Origin of the sequence: Martelella sp. NC20, from assembly GCF_013459645.1 — a bacterium.
GTDB lineage: Bacteria > Pseudomonadota > Alphaproteobacteria > Rhizobiales > Rhizobiaceae > Martelella.
The window spans coordinates 144,801-162,709 of record NZ_CP054863.1; the positions used below are offsets into that span (position 1 = coordinate 144,801).

Annotated in this window: 14 protein-coding genes and 2 pseudogenes; 9 read left to right on the forward strand and 7 right to left on the reverse strand. The window is 59.6% G+C overall.

Annotated elements, in window-relative coordinates; all coding sequences use genetic code 11:
* Positions 1 to 212 precede the first annotated feature (212 nt).
* The gene (locus tag HQ843_RS28615) at positions 213 to 845 is read right to left on the reverse strand and encodes a class I SAM-dependent methyltransferase (RefSeq protein ID WP_180902348.1); all 633 of its coding nucleotides are present in this window, start codon (positions 843 to 845) and stop codon (positions 213 to 215) included.
* A gap of 136 nt (positions 846 to 981) precedes the next feature.
* Here HQ843_RS28615 and HQ843_RS28620 point away from each other — a divergent pair, with 136 nt between their 5' ends.
* From HQ843_RS28620 to HQ843_RS29835, 6 genes are all read left to right on the forward strand, one after another.
* A complete protein-coding gene (locus HQ843_RS28620; RefSeq protein ID WP_180902347.1) occupies positions 982 to 1,884 on the forward strand; it encodes a LysR family transcriptional regulator in 903 nt (300 codons plus the stop codon).
* A 217-nt stretch (positions 1,885 to 2,101) separates the two neighbouring features.
* On the forward strand, positions 2,102 to 3,643 hold the full coding sequence (locus tag HQ843_RS28625; protein ID WP_180902346.1) for an ABC transporter substrate-binding protein: 1,542 nt from the start codon (positions 2,102 to 2,104) through the stop codon (positions 3,641 to 3,643).
* Positions 3,644 to 3,651: 8 nt separating this feature from the next.
* A complete protein-coding gene (locus HQ843_RS28630) occupies positions 3,652 to 4,641 on the forward strand; it encodes an ABC transporter permease (protein ID WP_180902345.1) in 990 nt (329 codons plus the stop codon).
* The gene (locus tag HQ843_RS28635) at positions 4,638 to 5,468 is read left to right on the forward strand and encodes an ABC transporter permease (RefSeq protein WP_180902344.1); all 831 of its coding nucleotides are present in this window, start codon (positions 4,638 to 4,640) and stop codon (positions 5,466 to 5,468) included. The genes HQ843_RS28630 and HQ843_RS28635 overlap by 4 nt, the downstream gene beginning before the upstream one ends.
* Positions 5,461 to 6,978: an ABC transporter ATP-binding protein gene (locus HQ843_RS28640; protein ID WP_180902542.1), complete on the forward strand. Its 1,518-nt coding sequence runs from the start codon at positions 5,461 to 5,463 to the stop codon at positions 6,976 to 6,978. The genes HQ843_RS28635 and HQ843_RS28640 overlap by 8 nt, the downstream gene beginning before the upstream one ends.
* Positions 6,979 to 7,894: 916 nt before the next feature.
* Positions 7,895 to 8,179: a helix-turn-helix domain-containing protein gene (locus HQ843_RS29835; protein WP_371822227.1), complete on the forward strand. Its 285-nt coding sequence runs from the start codon at positions 7,895 to 7,897 to the stop codon at positions 8,177 to 8,179.
* A gap of 274 nt (positions 8,180 to 8,453) precedes the next feature.
* On the opposite strand, the gene HQ843_RS28650 is transcribed toward HQ843_RS29835, so the two are convergent.
* Both HQ843_RS28650 and HQ843_RS28655 read right to left on the reverse strand, forming a co-directional pair.
* Positions 8,454 to 8,789 (reverse strand): DUF1989 domain-containing protein, encoded by a 336-nt coding sequence (locus HQ843_RS28650; protein ID WP_180902541.1) that lies wholly within the window; start codon positions 8,787 to 8,789, stop codon positions 8,454 to 8,456.
* A gap of 124 nt (positions 8,790 to 8,913) precedes the next feature.
* A complete protein-coding gene (locus HQ843_RS28655; protein ID WP_180902540.1) occupies positions 8,914 to 9,384 on the reverse strand; it encodes a MarR family winged helix-turn-helix transcriptional regulator in 471 nt (156 codons plus the stop codon).
* A 272-nt stretch (positions 9,385 to 9,656) separates the two neighbouring features.
* Here HQ843_RS28655 and HQ843_RS28660 point away from each other — a divergent pair, with 272 nt between their 5' ends.
* From HQ843_RS28660 to HQ843_RS28670, 3 genes and pseudogenes are all read left to right on the forward strand, one after another.
* Positions 9,657 to 10,079, forward strand: coding sequence for a VOC family protein (locus tag HQ843_RS28660; RefSeq protein WP_180902539.1), 423 nt, complete (start codon positions 9,657 to 9,659; stop codon positions 10,077 to 10,079).
* 833 nt (positions 10,080 to 10,912) lie between these two features.
* A pseudogene (locus HQ843_RS28665) lies at positions 10,913 to 11,206 on the forward strand (glutathione S-transferase N-terminal domain-containing protein); the annotation flags it as partial.
* 77 nt (positions 11,207 to 11,283) lie between these two features.
* Positions 11,284 to 13,305, forward strand: coding sequence for an HAD-IC family P-type ATPase (locus HQ843_RS28670; protein WP_457769311.1), 2,022 nt, complete (start codon positions 11,284 to 11,286; stop codon positions 13,303 to 13,305).
* A gap of 256 nt (positions 13,306 to 13,561) precedes the next feature.
* Here the strand turns inward: HQ843_RS28670 and copM are convergent, their stop codons facing one another.
* The 4 genes and pseudogenes from copM to HQ843_RS28695 all read right to left on the reverse strand — a co-directional run.
* Positions 13,562 to 15,019, reverse strand: a complete 1,458-nt coding sequence (gene copM / locus HQ843_RS28680; RefSeq protein ID WP_180902537.1) for a CopM family metallochaperone — start codon at positions 15,017 to 15,019, stop codon at positions 13,562 to 13,564.
* A 16-nt stretch (positions 15,020 to 15,035) separates the two neighbouring features.
* A complete protein-coding gene (locus HQ843_RS28685; protein WP_180902536.1) occupies positions 15,036 to 15,455 on the reverse strand; it encodes an RrF2 family transcriptional regulator in 420 nt (139 codons plus the stop codon).
* A gap of 299 nt (positions 15,456 to 15,754) precedes the next feature.
* Positions 15,755 to 17,170 (reverse strand): carotenoid oxygenase family protein, encoded by a 1,416-nt coding sequence (locus tag HQ843_RS28690; RefSeq protein WP_180902535.1) that lies wholly within the window; start codon positions 17,168 to 17,170, stop codon positions 15,755 to 15,757.
* A gap of 393 nt (positions 17,171 to 17,563) precedes the next feature.
* Positions 17,564 to 17,881, reverse strand: a pseudogene (locus tag HQ843_RS28695) (transposase); the annotation flags it as partial.
* Positions 17,882 to 17,909: the final 28 nt, after the last annotated feature.

Here is a 17,909-nt window from a genome sequence, read left to right on the forward strand (position 1 = left end):
TCCACCCAGAAGTGATGGGTGGAGATCAATAATCACCGAAGGGAAAGTCCTTTCTTACAGTTGTTCGACAGGTTCTTTGAAATGTAGAGGCGTCCTTGGGGACTGCAGAACGGAGAAATCTTGCGGAGGACCGACTTCAGTTTAGTGTTACTGAACTGTTCGCGTGAAGATTTCTTTCTACATTTCTGCTTCCGCAGTCAATTGGGTCTTTCTCACCGTCTGGCAACCACCAGGCAATCTATCGCCACGCGTTGCCCAACCTGTCTTTTTTGCCGCTTCGCTTTCAGGATATCCAGCCTGTCGTCGATTGCCTGCGCGATCTTCTCGGGACCGTATAGCAAATCAGGTCTCTGCGGGCCGCCAAAACCTTCCATAGGATTGGTTTCATCATGAGCTAGCAGGATAAACGTCCCTCCCGTTCTCACAGCTTGCGTTGCAGATGTCACAACCGATTCCATGTCGTGCCAGGGAAGATGTAGGTACATCATGATAACAAGGTCGTAGCCGCCTGTTTCTGGCATGTAAGTGGTAACATCCGCAGTTTCGAAACTCATACGGTCTGCCATCCCCCTGTCCCCAGCAAACCCTCGGGCCTTTTCCAGAGCCACTGAAGAAAAATCCACCGCCGTCACCGCCCAGCCTTGCTGCGCAAGCCAAAGCGCATTCCGGCCCTCGCCAGCTGCAATGTCAAGCGCCCGCCCGGACGCTAGATGCGCAGCATGTTCGACAAGGGCAGCACTTGGTTCCGACTTCCAAATCAAATCTTTGCGGTCGTACCGGAGATTCCACTCGGCTTCGGTCAGGGTCGGTTGACGCATGTTTTTCATCCAATCATTCAGCTTCATTGACAGGCAGCCAGCGGTGTTGCGGCGCCTGCCTAGCCTATTGGCAGATAGAAAAGTGCGGAAGACGCACGAAGATCATGATTTACATGCACCAGACGCCTTCCCTCAACGGCAAGACGCAGTTATGTGAGACGCTATGAAAAGCCCCGATCTGAGCCTGCTGGTCGCGCTACAGGTTCTCCTTGAAACGCAGAGCGTTGCTGAATCTGCCCGACGGCTTGAGCTAAGCCCGTCGGCAATGAGCCGCACCCTCAGTCGCCTTAGGGAGACAACGGGTGATCCCTTGCTTGTGCGCTTGGGCCGGGGCTTCGTTCCAACCCCCAGGGCCGAAGACATCATGACCCGGATCGCTCCGCTTGTGCAGGATGCGACGGCATTGCTGAATCCGCAAGAAGTCGGTGACGTTCACACCCTCGAACGGATTTTTGTTCTAAGCACTGCCGATGGATTTGTAGAGAATTTCGGACCACAGCTGAATGCGAAGATCCGACAAACGGCCCCGAAAGTCGTGCTTCACTTCGTACAGAAGACCGAGACCGGGGCGCGATGCCTTCAAGATGGCGGGATCGATCTAGAGACTGGCGTTATTGGTGGCAACACCCCGCCCGACCTGCGCACCCGATCACTGTTTAATGATCGGTTCATCGCTACCGTGCGCGAAGGGCATCCACTTTGTCAGGGTAACTTGACGCCAGATCGATTTACCGCATTCGATCACGTCGAAGTCCACAAGCATCTGCCGAAAGGCGTCCGCCACGCCGGGACAATTGACGACAGACTGAACGAGCTGGGCTTGCAGCGCAACATTGTCATGGTGGTTGGCGGCTTTGCCACCGCACTCTCGATGGCGCGGCAGTCAGATCTGGTGGCGACAGTACCCGAACAGCACACAAACAACCTGCGGGCGGGTCTGGTCGCACTTGAACTGCCGTTCGAGCCAGTTAGCGTCACGATTTCAATGCTTTGGCACCCGCGCATGGATGCCGACCCCGCGCATCAGTGGCTTCGGGGCCAGGTCTGTGCCCTTTGCTCGGCGTGATCCTCTGGCCCATTCGGGCAACCCCTGCACCAAACGCATGGCTCACGTGCAAGCCGTGCAGCTTCCTCCCGGCCACAAAAGATGACAAAAACAATCTGGAATAACGGTCAACTTCGGCCTTTCGTCATCAAATCGGGGCGCAGGCGTCTAGCGAAGCCATAGCGCGGTCGAAGGCCGTGCCTCGTACATCGGAACCCGACACGAAGGAGAATGTGTCATGATCTTTGTGCGTCTGTTGGGATGGGTCTTCGTCATGTTGCTGCCCGGCGGCCTGGTCGCGGCGGATGAACCGACCCGCGCCGTGATCGCCGACGATCGAGCTGAATGGGGCCAGCCAGCCCCTTACCTCCACCAAATGAGCGGCCCGGGATATGTCTGGATGACCTTTCTTTTCGACACGCTGATCGGGCAAGACGATACCGGCGCGCCGGTGTCGGCTCTGGCCACAGATTGGTCGGTTTCACCGGACGGGCTTATCTATCAGGTCAATTTGAACAGCCAGGCTCTTTGGCACGATGGCGAAACCGTGACAACGGCTGACGTTGTCTTCACCTTCGATTATGTGCAGCGCCATCCCCATCCGTTCGTGTCGCTGGCAGACGTTTCCAGTGTCAGCGCGTCCGCCGATACCGTGCGTATCACCCTGTCCCGTCCGGATCCCGGATTTCTGTCGGATGTCCTGATGTCTCTGCCCATCCTGCCAGAGCACATCTATTCCGGCATTGCCAATCCACGCGATTTCGTCGACGCCACTGCTCTGACGGGCAGCGGCCCCTTCATGCTGACCAGTTCGGATCGGGCCCAAGGCAGATACACCCTGACGGCAGCCCCGAAATATTATGGAAAGGCTCCGAAATTTGACGAGATTGTTTTTGTCAGGATGGCCGGCGAAGCGGCTCTGAATGCGATGGCCGAGGGGTGGGTGGATGTCTTTACCTACCTGCCCTGGCACTTGACCGAACGCGCCCGGTCTCTGGGAATCGCGCTTGAAACCGCGCCAAGCAATCACCCGGTTCGCATCGTATTCAATCACGCCGGGCTGTTTGGCGACCTGGCCGCACGCCAGGCCCTGGCATATAGTCTGGACCGCAATGCGCTGGCCAGAGTCGCCTATGTCGGCGGAGCCGAAAAGGCGCAGGTCGGATATTTCCAACAGGGCACTGCATGGTTCGACGCGGGCGCGCAACTTGACTATGACATTGATCCGCAGCGCGCAGTCGCGCTGTTTGCGGCCGCCGGGCTGACCCGAACCAAAGACGGCTTGCGCAGTTCGTCCGGGGACGACCTGCGCCTGCGGCTGATCACCGATGGGCGCCAGGAACGGGTGGCAATCGTCTTGTCAGAGCACTTGGAGACCATCGGTTTCGACGTGGACCTGCGCGTTCTGGAACGTGGCGCCCTGCAGGCCGCCGCCGCCGGAGATGACTTTGACCTGGCTTTGCTGACAACCAGCACGATCGGCGATCCCGGCGACCTGGCCTCCAAGATCTTCGGCGATGACTGGCGCAGTGACGGCTATCCGCAGGATGATCGCCTGCAAGAGGTCATCAGAGCGCAGGCCACCGAAACCGACCCGATCGCCCGAGCTGCGCTTCTGGCCGAATTCCAACGGCTGTATTCCGAACAGTTGCCATCGCTGATGCTGGTCAATCCCACCTGGGTTACGCCGCATAGTGACCGCATCGCGCCCAGGTTCTTTCCCGATGGTATCGCAATGGGCATTCCGGTGTCGCTGCACAAACCCGCCTTCACCCGCTGATCCCGGACATGCGGCTGTTTCACGGTACCTTCGCAAAGCTCCTGATCGCGAGATTTCTGCAGCGCATTCTCGTCTTCATGGCTCTGCTTGTGCTCATGTCACTTCTTCCCCGGCTTTTGCCGGGGGATGCAATGTCACTCCTGCTGGAAAGCCCTGCGTCATTTTCGCTGAAGCAGGCGGAAATCCGGACGCTTGAAAGGCAATTCGGCCTGTACACCAGCTTACCCGCGTCTGTGTGGGGCGACATTACGTCGATACTTGGCGGTGATCTTGGTGTCTCGCGCCTTTACGGTCGCCCCGTCACCGAGGTTATCGCGGCGTCGTTTCCCTGGACTGCCCTGTTGATACTTGGTGCGATTCCGCTGTTTCTGGTCACCGGTGTCGGCCTTGCGATCGAAGGCGGACGAAAACCGGGCAGCCGACCGGATCGGTTTCTGACGGTTGTGATGACCGTCCTTGCGGCTCTGCCCCCATTTGCGGCAGCATCAGTACTTGTGCTGTTCTTCGCGGTGGCGTTTCCCATATTACCGGCCTCGGGAGCAGGGTCGTTGATTCCACCCGATGACGCCATTCAACGCGGTCTCGACATCGCCCGTCACGCAATCCTGCCGGTCATCGCATTGGCCCTGCACGAGGTGACGCGGTATTTCTTTGTTCTGCGCGCTGACATGCAGCTTCTGACCCGGCAACCTTTCGTTCAATCGGCGCTGATACGCGGCGTTTCAGGGCTGCGGGAACGCCGGGATTACTATCTGCGAAATCTGATGGCGGCGATCGTCGCAAGGCTCGGGCATTCGATTTCAACCCTGTTTTCAGCGGTGCTGTTCGTTGAGGTGACATTCTCTTATCCCGGCATCGGCCTTGTTGCCTATCAGGCGATCTTGGACCGAGACTATGTATTGCTGGAAGGCACCGTTGCCGTCATCGCGGTGATCGTTCTTCTGTTGAACTGGGTGCTGGATGTCGCGTCCTTCGCGCTGGCCCGGACCGTGCAATGACGATGACAGACAGCGCCCTGATCAAAGCCCCCCGGAAAACCGTGATCGTCACCCTTGCCGCGATCGCGTTGATTACGGTTGCGATCGTTCCGCCCGACTATGCAACCTCGGAACACAGCCTGATGCCTCCGGGTATCGGGTACCTGCTGGGCACGAACGACCTGGGCCAGTCCGTTCTGGCCGGTCTTGTCCGGGCTGCGCCCATGTCAATTGCCATTTCGCTTGCAGCAGGGGGCGGCGCCACGGGACTGGCTGTCTGCGCCGCAGGTCTGATAGCACTGGCCGGGCGCCGCAGCGGTCAAGGCTTGCTTGGTCTGATTGATCTGCTTCAGATCGTGCCCTCGGTTCTGATCCTTCTTCTGATCGCCAGCTGGTATCAGCCCGATTTCCTTGGCATCGTCATCGTTCTGATCTTCACCACCTGGCACGACGACGTGCGCGTGCTTCGTGCGTTGATGGAACGCGAGAACAATCGAGACAGCACCCGAATGGCGCGGCAGATGGGCGCAAGCCAGGTCTGGTGCCTGCGGTATCACATCGTTCCCGGCCTGCGCGGCCCACTGAAGGCTCTTTATGCGCAGAATTGTCTTCAGGCCGGGATGAGAGCCGCGGGGCTGGGGTTTCTGGGCCTGACCGATCCCCGGCTTCTGACCTGGGGCCGAATGATGAATGACGGTCTTGATTATCTGCACGGGGTGGCCGCGTTCTGGCTGTTATTGCCGCCGCTCGGGATGATGTCGATCTTTTTCTTTGGCCTGTTCACGATGGGTGGACCCCCGGAAACCGGTCTGCTATCCGACCTGCAACCGGAGATTGCGGATGATTGACATACGCGGGCTTGGCCTGTCCTTTGGCCACCAGACCATCTTCGACGGTCTCGATCTGTACGTCAGGCAAGGCGAAACAGTCGCATTGATTGGGCCGTCGGGTGCAGGGAAAAGCACCCTCGTGAACCTGCTGGTGGGTCAGGGGATCCTCACGGTCGGACAAAAACCCCGGCAGGGTCTCAGTAGCCGGCGGCCTGTCTCAGGGCGCATTCACGTTGCTGGGGTGGACATGATGTCGGCGCTGCCCCGTAGCCTGCAACAGCTCCGGCGCACAGTCGTATCGGTTGTCCCGCAAAGGCTGGGCGGATCCCTGAATCCCCATCTGACCCTGCGTCAGCATCTGGGTGAAGCCGCATGGCTGGCTGGTTTCGATGCAAGAGAAATTGAACCGATTGCCACGTGCGTCGGGCTGGCCCCACGTCTGCTTGACTGTCGATCGGCCGAACTGAGCGGTGGCCAGATTCAGCGCGCTCTGCTTGGTATCGCTCTTGTACGCCGACCGCGAGTCCTGTTGCTGGACGAACCGACCTCGGCCCTTGATACAGCGTCGCGTGCCGAAATCCTTGAAGCCATCCAAGAGACCCGCCCCGAGACGGCCACCCTTGTCGTCACACATGATCTGCACGTCGCAACTGCATTGGCCGACCGGATAGTGACCCTGGATCAGGGAAGGATCACAAAAACCCCGATTGTGCCCGCTGTCGGGCGGACGTGCCAACCGCGCCCGTGTCGGCCCCTTGCCACACGGACTGAGATCCAACGCACAGGCGGGCTTTGGGCATCAAACCTGCACCGAACCTACGCGGGCAGGCCCGTGGTGAACGGCATCGACATAGGTATCCCATGCGGTCGCATCACAGCTGTCCTTGGTCAAAGCGGCGCCGGGAAAAGCACGTTGGCCCGTCTCTTGTCGGGTTTTCAAACGCCAACTTCGGGCAGCATAGCCTGGCTTGACCCCAAAGGCGCTGACCGAACGGCGCAGCGGGGCCTGGTCCTGCAACATGCGCACCAGTCCATTGCGCCACATTTCACAGTACGCCAGGTCCTTGAAGAAGCGTGCTACCTTCGGGCTGAACGCCGGGAATACGATGTCACGCTGATCGCGCGACTGCTGCGATACTTGGGCTTTCCAGAGCACCGGGCCTTTCTGAACAGGCGCGCCAATACCCTTTCCGGCGGTGAAGCGCAGCGCCTGTCGATCGCCCGCGCTCTTGCCCTCAACCCTGGTCTTCTGGTCATTGACGAACCCACGTCGGCGCTTGATCCCAGATCCAAAGTCCGTGTTGCGCAGGTGCTACAAGACGTCAAACGCGATGGAGTTGCAGTGATTGTGTTTACTCACGACGAGGAATTCGCGTTCCGCCACGCGGATCACGCCGGGCTGATGCAGGACGGCCGGCTGGCAACGTTTGAACCGAGCAAAGATGAGATCTCCCTACTGCAGTTGCAGGCGGCCCTGACGGAACAAGAAGACGCCTGCGGTTTCGAACGGCGGTTTCGACCAACCTGACACAGACCCTTGATCGAACCGTCGCAACACCAGAGACGCACAGGCCCGCCCTACAATCAAAAGCGGCACCTGCCCGATGTCGCGCAGCCATCGGCTGTGACATTCAAGCACTAGAAATACAGTCTTGATGCAGTACCGAACCTGTATCTCCCTTTTGCGGGAGCGAGTGATCTCTATTCCTGAATGATCGCTGTCACCTCAATTTCGACCCGGGCCTCTTCTGGCGTGAGGCGAGTGTCATTCGGCGCGGCACCCGGGCCCCACACGCTTTAAATCTTTCAAAGACTTATCGTGCCGATCGGCGTCTAACCCCCATGCCGATTTACACCCAAACGTGCTGGAGCAGACGCTGCTTCAACGGGAGGGATACCAGCTTACGCTGCTTTTTATTGCACCTGATGAAATTGAGGATGCGGAAGAGATCGAAGCCTTGGAAGAAAGTTGGACACCACGGTTCCGCCGGTAAAACTACCCACTGCGAGACGGAGTTTTAGTCTGAACTCGGTTGCCGTGATAATAGGTGCTGAGAGGCCACGCATTCGGCCAACGACAACAGATCTACTGATGCGATGGGATGTGAACCGTCGGCACGTCCCTCTATTTTTAATCTATCGGATTCGCTCAATATTCTCGGCGTAAGCCCAGTTATGAGGTTGGCCGGCGGATTCTGCACATGACCTGATGAAATCGGCGCCAACCAGTGGAAACGACCCTAGCCAACGCCACTTTCGAGACTGCAGGGTTAAACGCTGCGATGCCACGATGCGCAGAAGGTTGAGGTGCGGATTCCGAAGTTAACCGGCCGGGTATTCCGATTTGAAGCCGGCCGCCATTCCGGAATGAAGCCGGCCACGATTCCGATTAATAACCGGCCACCTTGAAGGCATGAGACACCCCCTGGGTCAGCAACTTTGGCATGACTGTCCTTTTGAACAAAGGAAGCGTGATGCCGGCAAAGAGAAGGCTGACCATGAGACAATTACGACAAATACTCCGGCTTGCCGGAGACGGGACCAGCACCCGTGAGATTGCACTGACGCTCGGCGTGGCGCGCAGCACCGTTCAGGATAATCTGAAGCGAGCGGCCGCGGCGGGACTGCGCTGGCCGCTTTACGACGCAAACAGACCGCACTCGTCGCTGGGCAATATCACGCCCAACGAGTTCGCAATGAAAATGGCACCGGAGAAACAGGCCACTTGAGGCCAGCTTGCGAACCCAAGACTCTCTGGAGAAATGGAGGAAAGCCGGGTCACACGTCATGCGCTTGTTGCGGAGATTTCTTAACGCAAGCTCAATTTCAGACAGATTACAGCAGGCTCGCACATCGGTCGCATTGTAAATCAATGGCTGCAAGGGGGCCGAGTCCTGACTGTCCGGTCCTAGAGGTTAAAGATCAAATAGCTGGCATAAGCGCAACAGAACAACATGACCGCTCCCGACCCCGTTTCTGCCGCTCATCGGCTTAATCGGGGCGTCACAAACCGGACGTTACATGATAGCAAAACATGTCGCGGTTTTCTGGTGTTTGCGACACGGGAGGAAAGATCGTGCTGCCGAGATACAGAAGGCTCAAAAGCACCACGGCCTGTTCGCTGTAGAAGCTCTCGCCCACCGTTGGGAACAGACGCACGGTGATGTCGCGGGTCTGTGAGACACTGAGCCAGTCAACGATCCCACCGTCCACGGCGAACGCCCACAGGTCCGCCACCTGTTGACCTTCCAGATCGATGACCTGGACGGTCTCGCCCGTAGATAGGCGAATGCTACAACCCGACTGAGGTGCGATATCGACATGGCGACGCGCTGGCATGGAGATCTCCTAGCTCAGAGGTTCCCTTCTAACGTAGGCCCCGACCAAAAACGACCCTTGTACGACGCTGAGCAGTTCGCTGACCAATGTCGGAAGCGGACATCACTTCAGACAGAAGACAAAGTCATTCGGCGGCCGTTGTCCTCGTAGCCTCCAACTCTTCCTCCAAACGACTTGTCAGGACGCCTAGGGCAATCGTGACGGATGTAATCTGCTCGGGCGTCAAGTTTTCGGCCAGCGATCGCGCCCAAGGGGCCTGCACAGCCAGTGCGCGACCGTAGAGGCGGCGCCCTTCCGCAGTAAAGACGACGAGTTGCGCGCGCTTGTGGCGGGGGTTGGGTTGGTAGGCGAGGATACCCTCCGCGACCAGTTCGCCGGCGATCCGCTGTACGCCCTGTCGCGAGACGCCGAGATCCCGTGCCAGTTCCGAGACCGACCGCGCCGAGCCCGCCTCCGCCACGCTTCCCAACACCTGCCAGCGCGCACTCGTCAGCCCAAGCGGCGCCGTCAACTGGTCCCCTCGTAAGACCAGACGGCTATTGGCGCGGAATATCGCGAGGATGAGCTGGGTTATCGGGTCGGACGACATCGGCATAGAAATTCCGGTTCGGTGGACGTTGGAGCAAACTCTCACTCTTGACAGCATGATGTCAAGTGTCGATATGTTGACAACATGTTGCCAAAATAGCTGAGCGCGGGACCATGGTTCTCACCCTCTACCAACCCGAACTCGCGAGGCTGGATCGTACGCCGGATAATCCAGAAGGGATGCTCGTACGGAGCGCTTGAACGGGTCAGCCGGACGCAGCCGATGGTAGCTTCTGCCACCACGCGCTCATTCGAGCGCGACACCTTAAAGGAAAGACCATGACCAACGCCCTAAAAACGCTCCGGGGAGCCCATGTCGGACTGCGCGCCGAGCGCGATGCCGCGGTGAAGTGGTACCGGGAAAAGCTGGACATGCACGAGACGAGGGCGTTCGACCTCAACGGCATGAATTTCGCCGAGATGGCGCTGGCCGGCGATCCGACCTTCCGGATCGAACTCGTGTCCGGTCCGGGCGCAGATGGCGGCCCCGAGAGTGACGACCTTTACGCGAGCTTCGGCTCGCACGGCTGGCATCATCTCGGCCTGTGGGTCGACGACGTCGATGCGGCCGTCGAGACGCTGCGAGATCGCGGCGTGACGGTCACGCTGGAGCCCGTCGACAACGACCACTGGAAGGTTCGGGTCGCCTTCCTAGTGGACCCCTGGAGCAACGTGATCGAACTCCTCCAGTCCAAAGTCTGAGCGGAACGTTTCGTCGCCTCTGCTCGCAACCGTCCGTCTATCGGATCGGGTCGGCTCTGACGCAGCCGACGACATCACAGCCCCCGACGAAACAACGCCCACGGCCGACGACCAGCCGGATACCGACGAAGACCCGCAGGGGTGATTGGGCGGCAGCCACAGAGTAAAGAAGCCGGGGAGGGATCCTCGGCTTTTTTGTGGGGGCGAACAGCCATTCATTCGCCGCGGTCGAAACGAATGATTGAATAGGGGCCGGGTGCCGACTGTCAGGCTTCCGAATGGCCAGAGAGTAAAGCGGACATTGACCTACATTGTGTGCGACGGCACTCGCGGCCCACAGTGGACCTTCGTGTCATCCGCAGCGAACGACTGTTGGGAGCCCATTCTGCCAGCTTTCTGCTTTGCAGCGAATGGCTACCGTCGCGACATCGCTAGAAACGTTCAGCTGCCGCTCGGCTCTTCAACGAGGTTCGTGGCGACGTTAATCAAGATGGTTTGCATATGTTCTTAAAGTGAGCATTTTGGGAACGCTGCTGGATGGCGCAGGGTGCGCCACGGTCGCTTGACAAAGACGTTGTCCAAGTACGGGTAACACGCGGAAAATTGACTATCATGCGTTTGAATCGATGGGAGAAGAAATCTGATGAGATGCCTTGCTCTCTATGTGATCGCGGCGAGTTTGAGTGGCCCCAATTCACCCTAAGGAGACCAATAGACCTGAAATCCAGGTCATCGAGTGAGCGGGGCAGACTGTCGATGCGGTTGTGATGAACTCGGTTTTGTTTTTCCAATTGCGAGACAGTTGCCCAAATTTTTGATTCCAGGACTTCGAAATGCGGGAGAACATCACGATCTGGACTCTCGACTGGGGGACAATGACCAATGGCCCTGCCGACTTCGTTCGCGACATGCGGCCAAGATGGGCGTGTGAGGAGGCGGGCCTTTCCTATTCCGTCCGAACCGTGCCATTCGGGGAAGGCGGTCCAGACCATCTTGCCCGCCAGCCATTCGGACAGGTTCCCTTCATGTCAGACAGTGATCTCCGTATGTTCGAGAGCGGGGCCTGTGTTTTGCATCTGGCGGAGAAGAGCGCGACGCTGATGCCGCGTGATCCGCAAGCGCGGGCCCTGCATCACCGGCCTTGACCTTCCAGTTGCTGGAAGAATCATGTTGTGGAAGACCGACATCATCAGGAGGCCACACAATGCGGCATTCGCACACGAACCAATGCTCCGGATCCGGCAACGACGGACATGCTGCGAGTGAGACCGTAACGCGCGATCCTGTCTGCGGGATGACGGTCGAACCGGACGCCGGCAAGCCGACCGCCGAGCATGATCACAGGCTGTTTCACTTCTGCTCGGAAAAATGCCGGGACCGGTTTCAGGACGACCCGACTGCCTATCTGACTGCAGAGGATCCGGTTTGCGGCATGTCCGTCGGCCCTGCCAGCGCCCGCCACATGGCGAAGCACGGCGGCGAAAGCTATTACTTCTGCTCCGGCGGCTGCCAGGCTAAGTTCGAGGCGGATCCGGAGCGCTTTGCCGCCGGGCACGTCGAGACCGAAGCGCAGCCGGAGGGCACGCACTATACCTGCCCAATGCATCCCGAGATCGTGCAGGATCACCCAGGCAGTTGCCCGAAATGCGGTATGGCGCTGGAGCCCATGACGCCTTCCGCCGAGGCCGGACCCAATCCTGATTATGTCGATTTCAAGCGCAGATTGATGATTGCCGCGCCGCTGGCGCTCGCCGTCTTCGTTCTCGAAATGGGCAGCCATCTGGGTCTGCCCTTCGAGGCCTGGCTCGGCCACACGCTGTTCGGCTGGCTTCAATTTGCGCTGGCGACGCCCGTTATGGTGATCTGCTGGCCATTCTTCCGGCGCGGCTGGTCGTCGATCGTCAACAGAAGTCCCAATATGTGGACCCTGATCGCGCTCGGAACCGGCGCCGCCTATGTTTTCTCCGTCGTCTCGCTTGTCGCGCCCGGGTTGTTTCCCGCGACAATGCGCGACTCCATGGGCATGGCGCCGGTCTATTTTGAAGCCGCCGCCGTCATTCTGGTGCTGGTGCTGATCGGCCAGGTGATGGAGCTTGCCGCGCGCGAACGCACCGGCGATGCGATCCGGGCGCTGTTGGATCTCGCGCCCAAGACCGCGCGCAAGGTCACCGACAGCGGCGAGGAGGACGTGCCCGTCGAGACGCTGCAGGCGGGCGATGTGCTGCGCGTACGCCCCGGCGAGAGCGTGCCTGTCGATGGCGTTGTCACCGAAGGGCATTCCTCCGTCGATGAAAGCATGATTACCGGCGAGCCGGTCCCGGTTGAAAAGAGCGAGGGCGAGCCGGTGACCGGCGGCACGCTCAACAAGAACGGCAGCTTCCTGATGCGCGCCGAAAGCGTCGGCGCGGAGACGACGCTTTCCCGGATCGTCGACATGGTCTCCAAGGCCCAGCGTTCCCGCGCCCCGATCCAGGCGATGGCGGACCGGGTGGCGGTCTATTTCGTGCCCGCCGTCGTGGCCGTCGCGGTGATCGCCTTTCTGGCATGGCTGGCATTCGGCCCCTCGCCTGCCCTTTCCTATGCCTTCGTCGCGGCGGTTTCGGTGCTGACTATCGCCTGCCCCTGCGCGCTGGGGCTGGCAACGCCGATGTCGATCATGGTCGCAACCGGGCGCGGCGCGAATGCGGGCGTGCTGATCCGCGACGCGGAAGCGCTGGAACGCTTTTCCAAGGTCGATGTGCTGGTCGTCGACAAGACCGGCACGCTGACGCAGGGCAAGCCCGCCCTCACCGATGCCGAGCCGCTGGAGGGTTTCGACCGGATGGACCTGCTCGCGCTTGCTGCCGCCCTCGAGCGCGGCTCCGAAATCCTTGAGGCTTTGATCGCCAAAGTCCGTTTTTTTCAGGCCGGCGGCGATGGAGGCGCGACGCGCCGGAGGAAACCCAGTGGTCGGCCGTCACGTTTTGTCGGTCACATCCACGAGCAGGCGCCCCAAAGCGCCAATCAGCATGAAAAAGGAGCCGACGATAAAGAGCCAGACGCCCAGCGTTTTGTATTGCTCCAAAGAAGGCAGGAAGAAGATGCTTCCGACGAAGAAGCCGATATTGCCGAGAAGGCCGAGGGAAAGGTGGATCCATCCATATTCCCTGACCAGCGTGCGAATAGGGCTGTTCATTGTGCTCGCTCCCTTCAGTTGCGTGTAAGAAAATCAACGCGCATTCGCTAAGCCGGTTCCAGCAAGAACGGGTCCAAGTCGGCAGCCGCTGGCATGGCGAAACCACTAGCTTCCTGTCAGTCGCTAGCTGGCCCATCTTTGCAAATGGACAGCTTCAGCAATAACACCAAATACAGAAAACCCGGCGTCTGAGGACGTCGTGTTCGGTTCACCGGAATGGTCCTCATCTCATGAGGCAAGGCGCCCTGCACAATTGTCTTGACGCCTTGCAGTTGGAGAAAGCGGGGCAAGCCCGCCTCCTCGCCCATTACTCGGTCTCGATGCCACGCTGACGCAGCCAAGCGCGCATGGCCTCGATCTCCTTCTGCTGCTCGGCAATGATATGCTGCGCCAGCGCCATATTGGCCCTGTCAGACCCGGCGGCAAGCTGGATGCGGGCCATGTCGATTGCGCCCTGGTGATGCGGTATCATGCCGAGCACGAAGGCAACGTCGGGATCGTCGTGGCGCAGACCTTCCATCATCTCTTCATGCATGCCCATCATCGACCGTTCATAGGCTTCGGTGACCGTCAGCGTGCCGGCATCCGGGGCTTCTGCCCCCTGTTCGCCATCGGCCCCGCTCATATCCGGGGAAGCGATCGGCCCGTGCGGATACTCAAGCGAAAAGGTGTGGGTCGCCATCTCGGTCTGTTCGGTGCGCAACTCCGCCATGGTCTGCGCATCCGGGCCGAAGAAGGCGGCATGAAGGCCCCAATAGGCGGTTGCGAAAATCACCAGCGCCGAGGCAAGGCCAAGCGGAACCCCGATAAGCGAACGCCGGATCCAGCCCCAGAAATGAAGCTCCCGGGTATGGTCGACGGCAATAGCGATGATAATGGCCATGATCAGCGCGTGACCGATGAGGTCGATCCGGCCGAATGGATAGACCGCGGCGTTGAAGATCACGAAAAGCGCGATTGCCGAAAGCCTGCGGATGAGCGGCGTCGCCAGCAGGCCGAAGCCCATGGTGAACTCGGCGACACCCGCCATCGGAATGAACATGTCGCGCGGGATGCCGAAGGTCAGGAACGGCTTTTCGATCACCAGCGGATAGAACCATTCCGGATAGGCGAATTTTTCGAGGCTCGACCACATCAGCGCGATGGCCACGCCCCAGCGCAGCAGTTCGAAGCGATGCTTGCGCCAGTCCGGGCGGCTGGAGCTTTCAAGCACCAGATAGCCCGCGACAGCAACGCCGAGCGCCAGATAGTCGAGCAGATGGAAAAACTCGTAATCGCGCAGCGCCAGAACCCACAGGAAGATGATGCCCGCTGCCGAAAGCGGCATGGTCTTGCGCGACACGATGCCGGCGGCAATCAGCAGCTGCAGCCAGCTGACCCATTCGGCGGGCGTCTGCAGATCGGGCGTCAGGTAAATGCCGCCAACGGCGAAAATCGCCACGAAAAACCCGGCAACGACGATGCGCATAAAGGCGTCAAGATGCCGCCACAGCGGATCGGTCACCCGGTCCATCGCATCCAGCGTGGCGGTACCGGTTGCGCTGCGCTCGATCAGCCGTGCGGCGATGAAGAAGACCAGGACCAGGACGATGCCGGTCCAGAAATACGGATCGCTCAGCGTGCGCGTGAGCGGTGCTGGCGCCGCGTCGACGATATAGGGCGCGAACCATTTCACGTGGGCCGAGGCCGAGATCGGGACCAGGGCAGCCCCCATGCCGAGAAGCCCGGCAAGTATTCGGCTTGTTGGTTGGTTGTGGAAAAACATGGGGTGCCTCCTTTAGTCAGGCAATTGCCGGCTGTTTTGCCGGCAAGGCAATGTCGGCGAGTGTCTTGCGATCACACTCGGCCAGAAAGGCTGCTTCAGCAGCAGCAAGTGTATGTTTGAGGCTACAGACCGGCGTGACGCTGCAATCGCCGATCGGCGAAAAGCATTCGACGAGGGACTGCCCCTCCTCAAGAAGCCGAATGATCTCGCCAAGTCCTATTTCAGCAGCAGGGCGCGCAAGGATCGCCCCGCCGCCCGCCCCTCTGCGGGTATCGACAATGCCGTGATGGGCAAGCCGCTGCATGATCTTGTTGAGGTGATTGCGGGAGACCTTGAACTCCTCGGCGATCTCAGCCGTCGAGAACACCCGCTCGGGGTCGCTCGCCATCCGCATGAGGGCCCGAAGCCCGTAATCCGTGAAACTCGTCAGACGCATGATCCGCCATAACCTTTAATTGGCATTAAAAATACCAATTAAAGGCTATTTGGCTTGGTGGCAACAAGACGCTACGACAGTTCTGGTATGTGTATCGGGCATGCCTCTGCAAGGAGATGACAACGCACCCACGAACCTTGAACTCATATTACCGGTTCACATGAAGCGGGCGCGGCGAACGCCTGTTCGACGCGCCGCGGCGCATCGGGCATCATGCAAGGACTTAATGCCCGGCCTCGTGCTTCCGGCTTGGCCGGTTCTCATCCCGCTCACAGAAAGCGGGGTCCAACCCTTTAGCCTCAGGCCGGAATCCAGGCGCCGTGGAGCCCTTGTGGCACGCGCTGCGGCAGACGCAGGCGCAGGACCGGCCCATCCTCGATGTCTTCGGCGTCGAGCAGGGCGAATTCGCTGCTTTCGGTTTCCGGATCATAGAGATAGGTGGCGAGCCAGCCCGATATCTCGCTTTCGCCCCTGGGAATGAAAACCGCTTCGCCCGCAATTCGATTGCCGAAATCATGCCTGGTCACATCGCCGGTTTCGGTATCGATCCTCAGAAGACAGTTGAATGTGCCGGAAGCGCCATTGCCGCCGGTCAGCGCTTCCGTCAGCGTCGACGCATAGACATAGCGCGACGCAAGGGCCGTGCGGCGATCGTCGATACGGGGAAACTCCGCAACCTTGTCGAACCATGCCTGACCGCGAACGCGGCCGGAGGCGGCATCGAGCACGAGCCGCCGCAGCGTCGGCGGCATGGTATTGCGCTTTCCATAGCCGACATAAAGCTTCTCATGCTGTACATAGTCGATCACGATGTCGCTGCCGCGCTCGAAACCATTGGCGAAGTGAAACACGAAGAAGGGTTCGGCCTCGAACCATTTCACGCTGCCGCCGTCGAGCGGCATCACCGCAATGCGCGTCCCAAGCTGCTCACGCCATTGCAGGAAGGACTTGCCCTGCATCATCGCCTCCATATCGAACACAGCGGGTCCGATCAAAAGCACGATATGACGTTCGGTCAGCACAAAATCGTGGATCATGCTGGGCGCAGCCAGTGCAATATCAAAACTACGGCGAAGAATGCCATCCGGTCCGATATGGTGAATCCTCACCGTCGGGGAGATCAGATCGTAACTGAGCGCGAACATATCGCCCGTGACCGGATGGACCCGGTTATGGGCGCCAAGTGCGATCGGCTCGTCCGTGCCGGCAGTCCATGGGCCGAGCGTTTCCAGGCCCGGCCCGATCTCCCACGCCGGTTCGACTTCGCCAAGCGCCAGCAGGTGATCGCCATGCTGCATCACGCCTATGAAGGCGGAGGCCTTGAAAGGGTTATCCGGATCGTCATGCGGACCCAACAGACCAGGTTCGATCGGGCGCGGTGTCATGATCCCGCCGTAAACGCCACGCCCTGCCTTGTCCTCGATCTCGAAGCTGCGGGTGCGCACATAACGGTTGTGATAGCTTGCCCGCCCGCCCGAAAACCGGACCGCATGCAGCATGCCATCGCCCTCGAGCGGATAGTTGTATGACACCGGCTCGTAGCGGGGATTGGGCCCGTTGCGTATATAAGCGCCGGAAAGCTCTTCAGGTATCCGCCCCTCGATCACCTCAAGCGCGCTTGCGTCGATCTCCCGGCCGACCGGCGCGAAATTTCCGCTGAGGTGAGGGTTGTCCGACTGCCATGAAATTGTCTCTTCAATAGGATCGACAGGCATGCGCAACTCCCTTCTTTTCGCGGGATCGCTCGCCGCGTTTCCGGCATTTTAGCAAGTCTGCGTGTTTCATACGAATTTGACAAGATTGGACACGGTCGCGGGAAGCATCTATCACAACAGCGTTCGCAGGCTCATGGTACGGAATGGCATTGATGACCGTCCAGACCGCATTTCGTTGGCGGTGCGAACCCGAGAGCTCTTCGAGGCCAATGACGGCAAAAGCGCCGGCGAGAGAGGACGAGCGGAGCCCAGGCGGCATTCGTCCTAGCAGGTTGCTGCAAAACGGCTGGGTTGGTTGTTTTGGTGGCGCATTCGGCTGGGTATTGCGTTTGATGCGGGTGCTGACTTCGGTCGCCTGTGTTGGCCCTTGCTCTTTGGTGGCTGGGCGGCGGCCTATGCGACGGCTTGTGCAAGAAGCTTCGGCAGTCTGACAAGGTTATAGGCCGCGATGGCGAATCCGAAGACGGCGGCGACTTTCGGCCTTCCCCGGACCTTTACTTTGGCGAAACCGGCCTGCGCCTTGATCCAGCCGAACACCTCTTCGATGCGCTTGCGGCAGCGCAGGCTTATGCCGTAGCCGGGATGGTGCGTCGTGCGCTTGTCGATGGCGGTTTTACGGAGCTTGCCGGTCCTGGAAATACTGCCGTTGATGGCGATATGCGGTGTGACCTTGCGGGCGCGCAAGCTCCCGACAAAGGCTTTGACTGTAAATCGGCACAGGGGTTCGACGCCGATTGGC

Coding starts and splice junctions, on each gene's coding strand:
- HQ843_RS28615 (WP_180902348.1), bottom strand. CDS start 845: ATGAAGCTGAATGATTGGATGAAAAACATGCGTCAACCGACCCTGACC.
- HQ843_RS28620 (WP_180902347.1), top strand. CDS start 982: ATGAAAAGCCCCGATCTGAGCCTGCTGGTCGCGCTACAGGTTCTCCTT.
- HQ843_RS28625 (WP_180902346.1), top strand. CDS start 2,102: ATGATCTTTGTGCGTCTGTTGGGATGGGTCTTCGTCATGTTGCTGCCC.
- HQ843_RS28630 (WP_180902345.1), top strand. CDS start 3,652: ATGCGGCTGTTTCACGGTACCTTCGCAAAGCTCCTGATCGCGAGATTT.
- HQ843_RS28635 (WP_180902344.1), top strand. CDS start 4,638: ATGACGATGACAGACAGCGCCCTGATCAAAGCCCCCCGGAAAACCGTG.
- HQ843_RS28640 (WP_180902542.1), top strand. CDS start 5,461: ATGATTGACATACGCGGGCTTGGCCTGTCCTTTGGCCACCAGACCATC.
- HQ843_RS29835 (WP_371822227.1), top strand. CDS start 7,895: ATGACTGTCCTTTTGAACAAAGGAAGCGTGATGCCGGCAAAGAGAAGG.
- HQ843_RS28650 (WP_180902541.1), bottom strand. CDS start 8,789: ATGCCAGCGCGTCGCCATGTCGATATCGCACCTCAGTCGGGTTGTAGC.
- HQ843_RS28655 (WP_180902540.1), bottom strand. CDS start 9,384: ATGCCGATGTCGTCCGACCCGATAACCCAGCTCATCCTCGCGATATTC.
- HQ843_RS28660 (WP_180902539.1), top strand. CDS start 9,657: ATGACCAACGCCCTAAAAACGCTCCGGGGAGCCCATGTCGGACTGCGC.
- HQ843_RS28670 (WP_457769311.1), top strand. CDS start 11,284: ATGCGGCATTCGCACACGAACCAATGCTCCGGATCCGGCAACGACGGA.
- copM (WP_180902537.1), bottom strand. CDS start 15,019: ATGTTTTTCCACAACCAACCAACAAGCCGAATACTTGCCGGGCTTCTC.
- HQ843_RS28685 (WP_180902536.1), bottom strand. CDS start 15,455: ATGCGTCTGACGAGTTTCACGGATTACGGGCTTCGGGCCCTCATGCGG.
- HQ843_RS28690 (WP_180902535.1), bottom strand. CDS start 17,170: ATGCCTGTCGATCCTATTGAAGAGACAATTTCATGGCAGTCGGACAAC.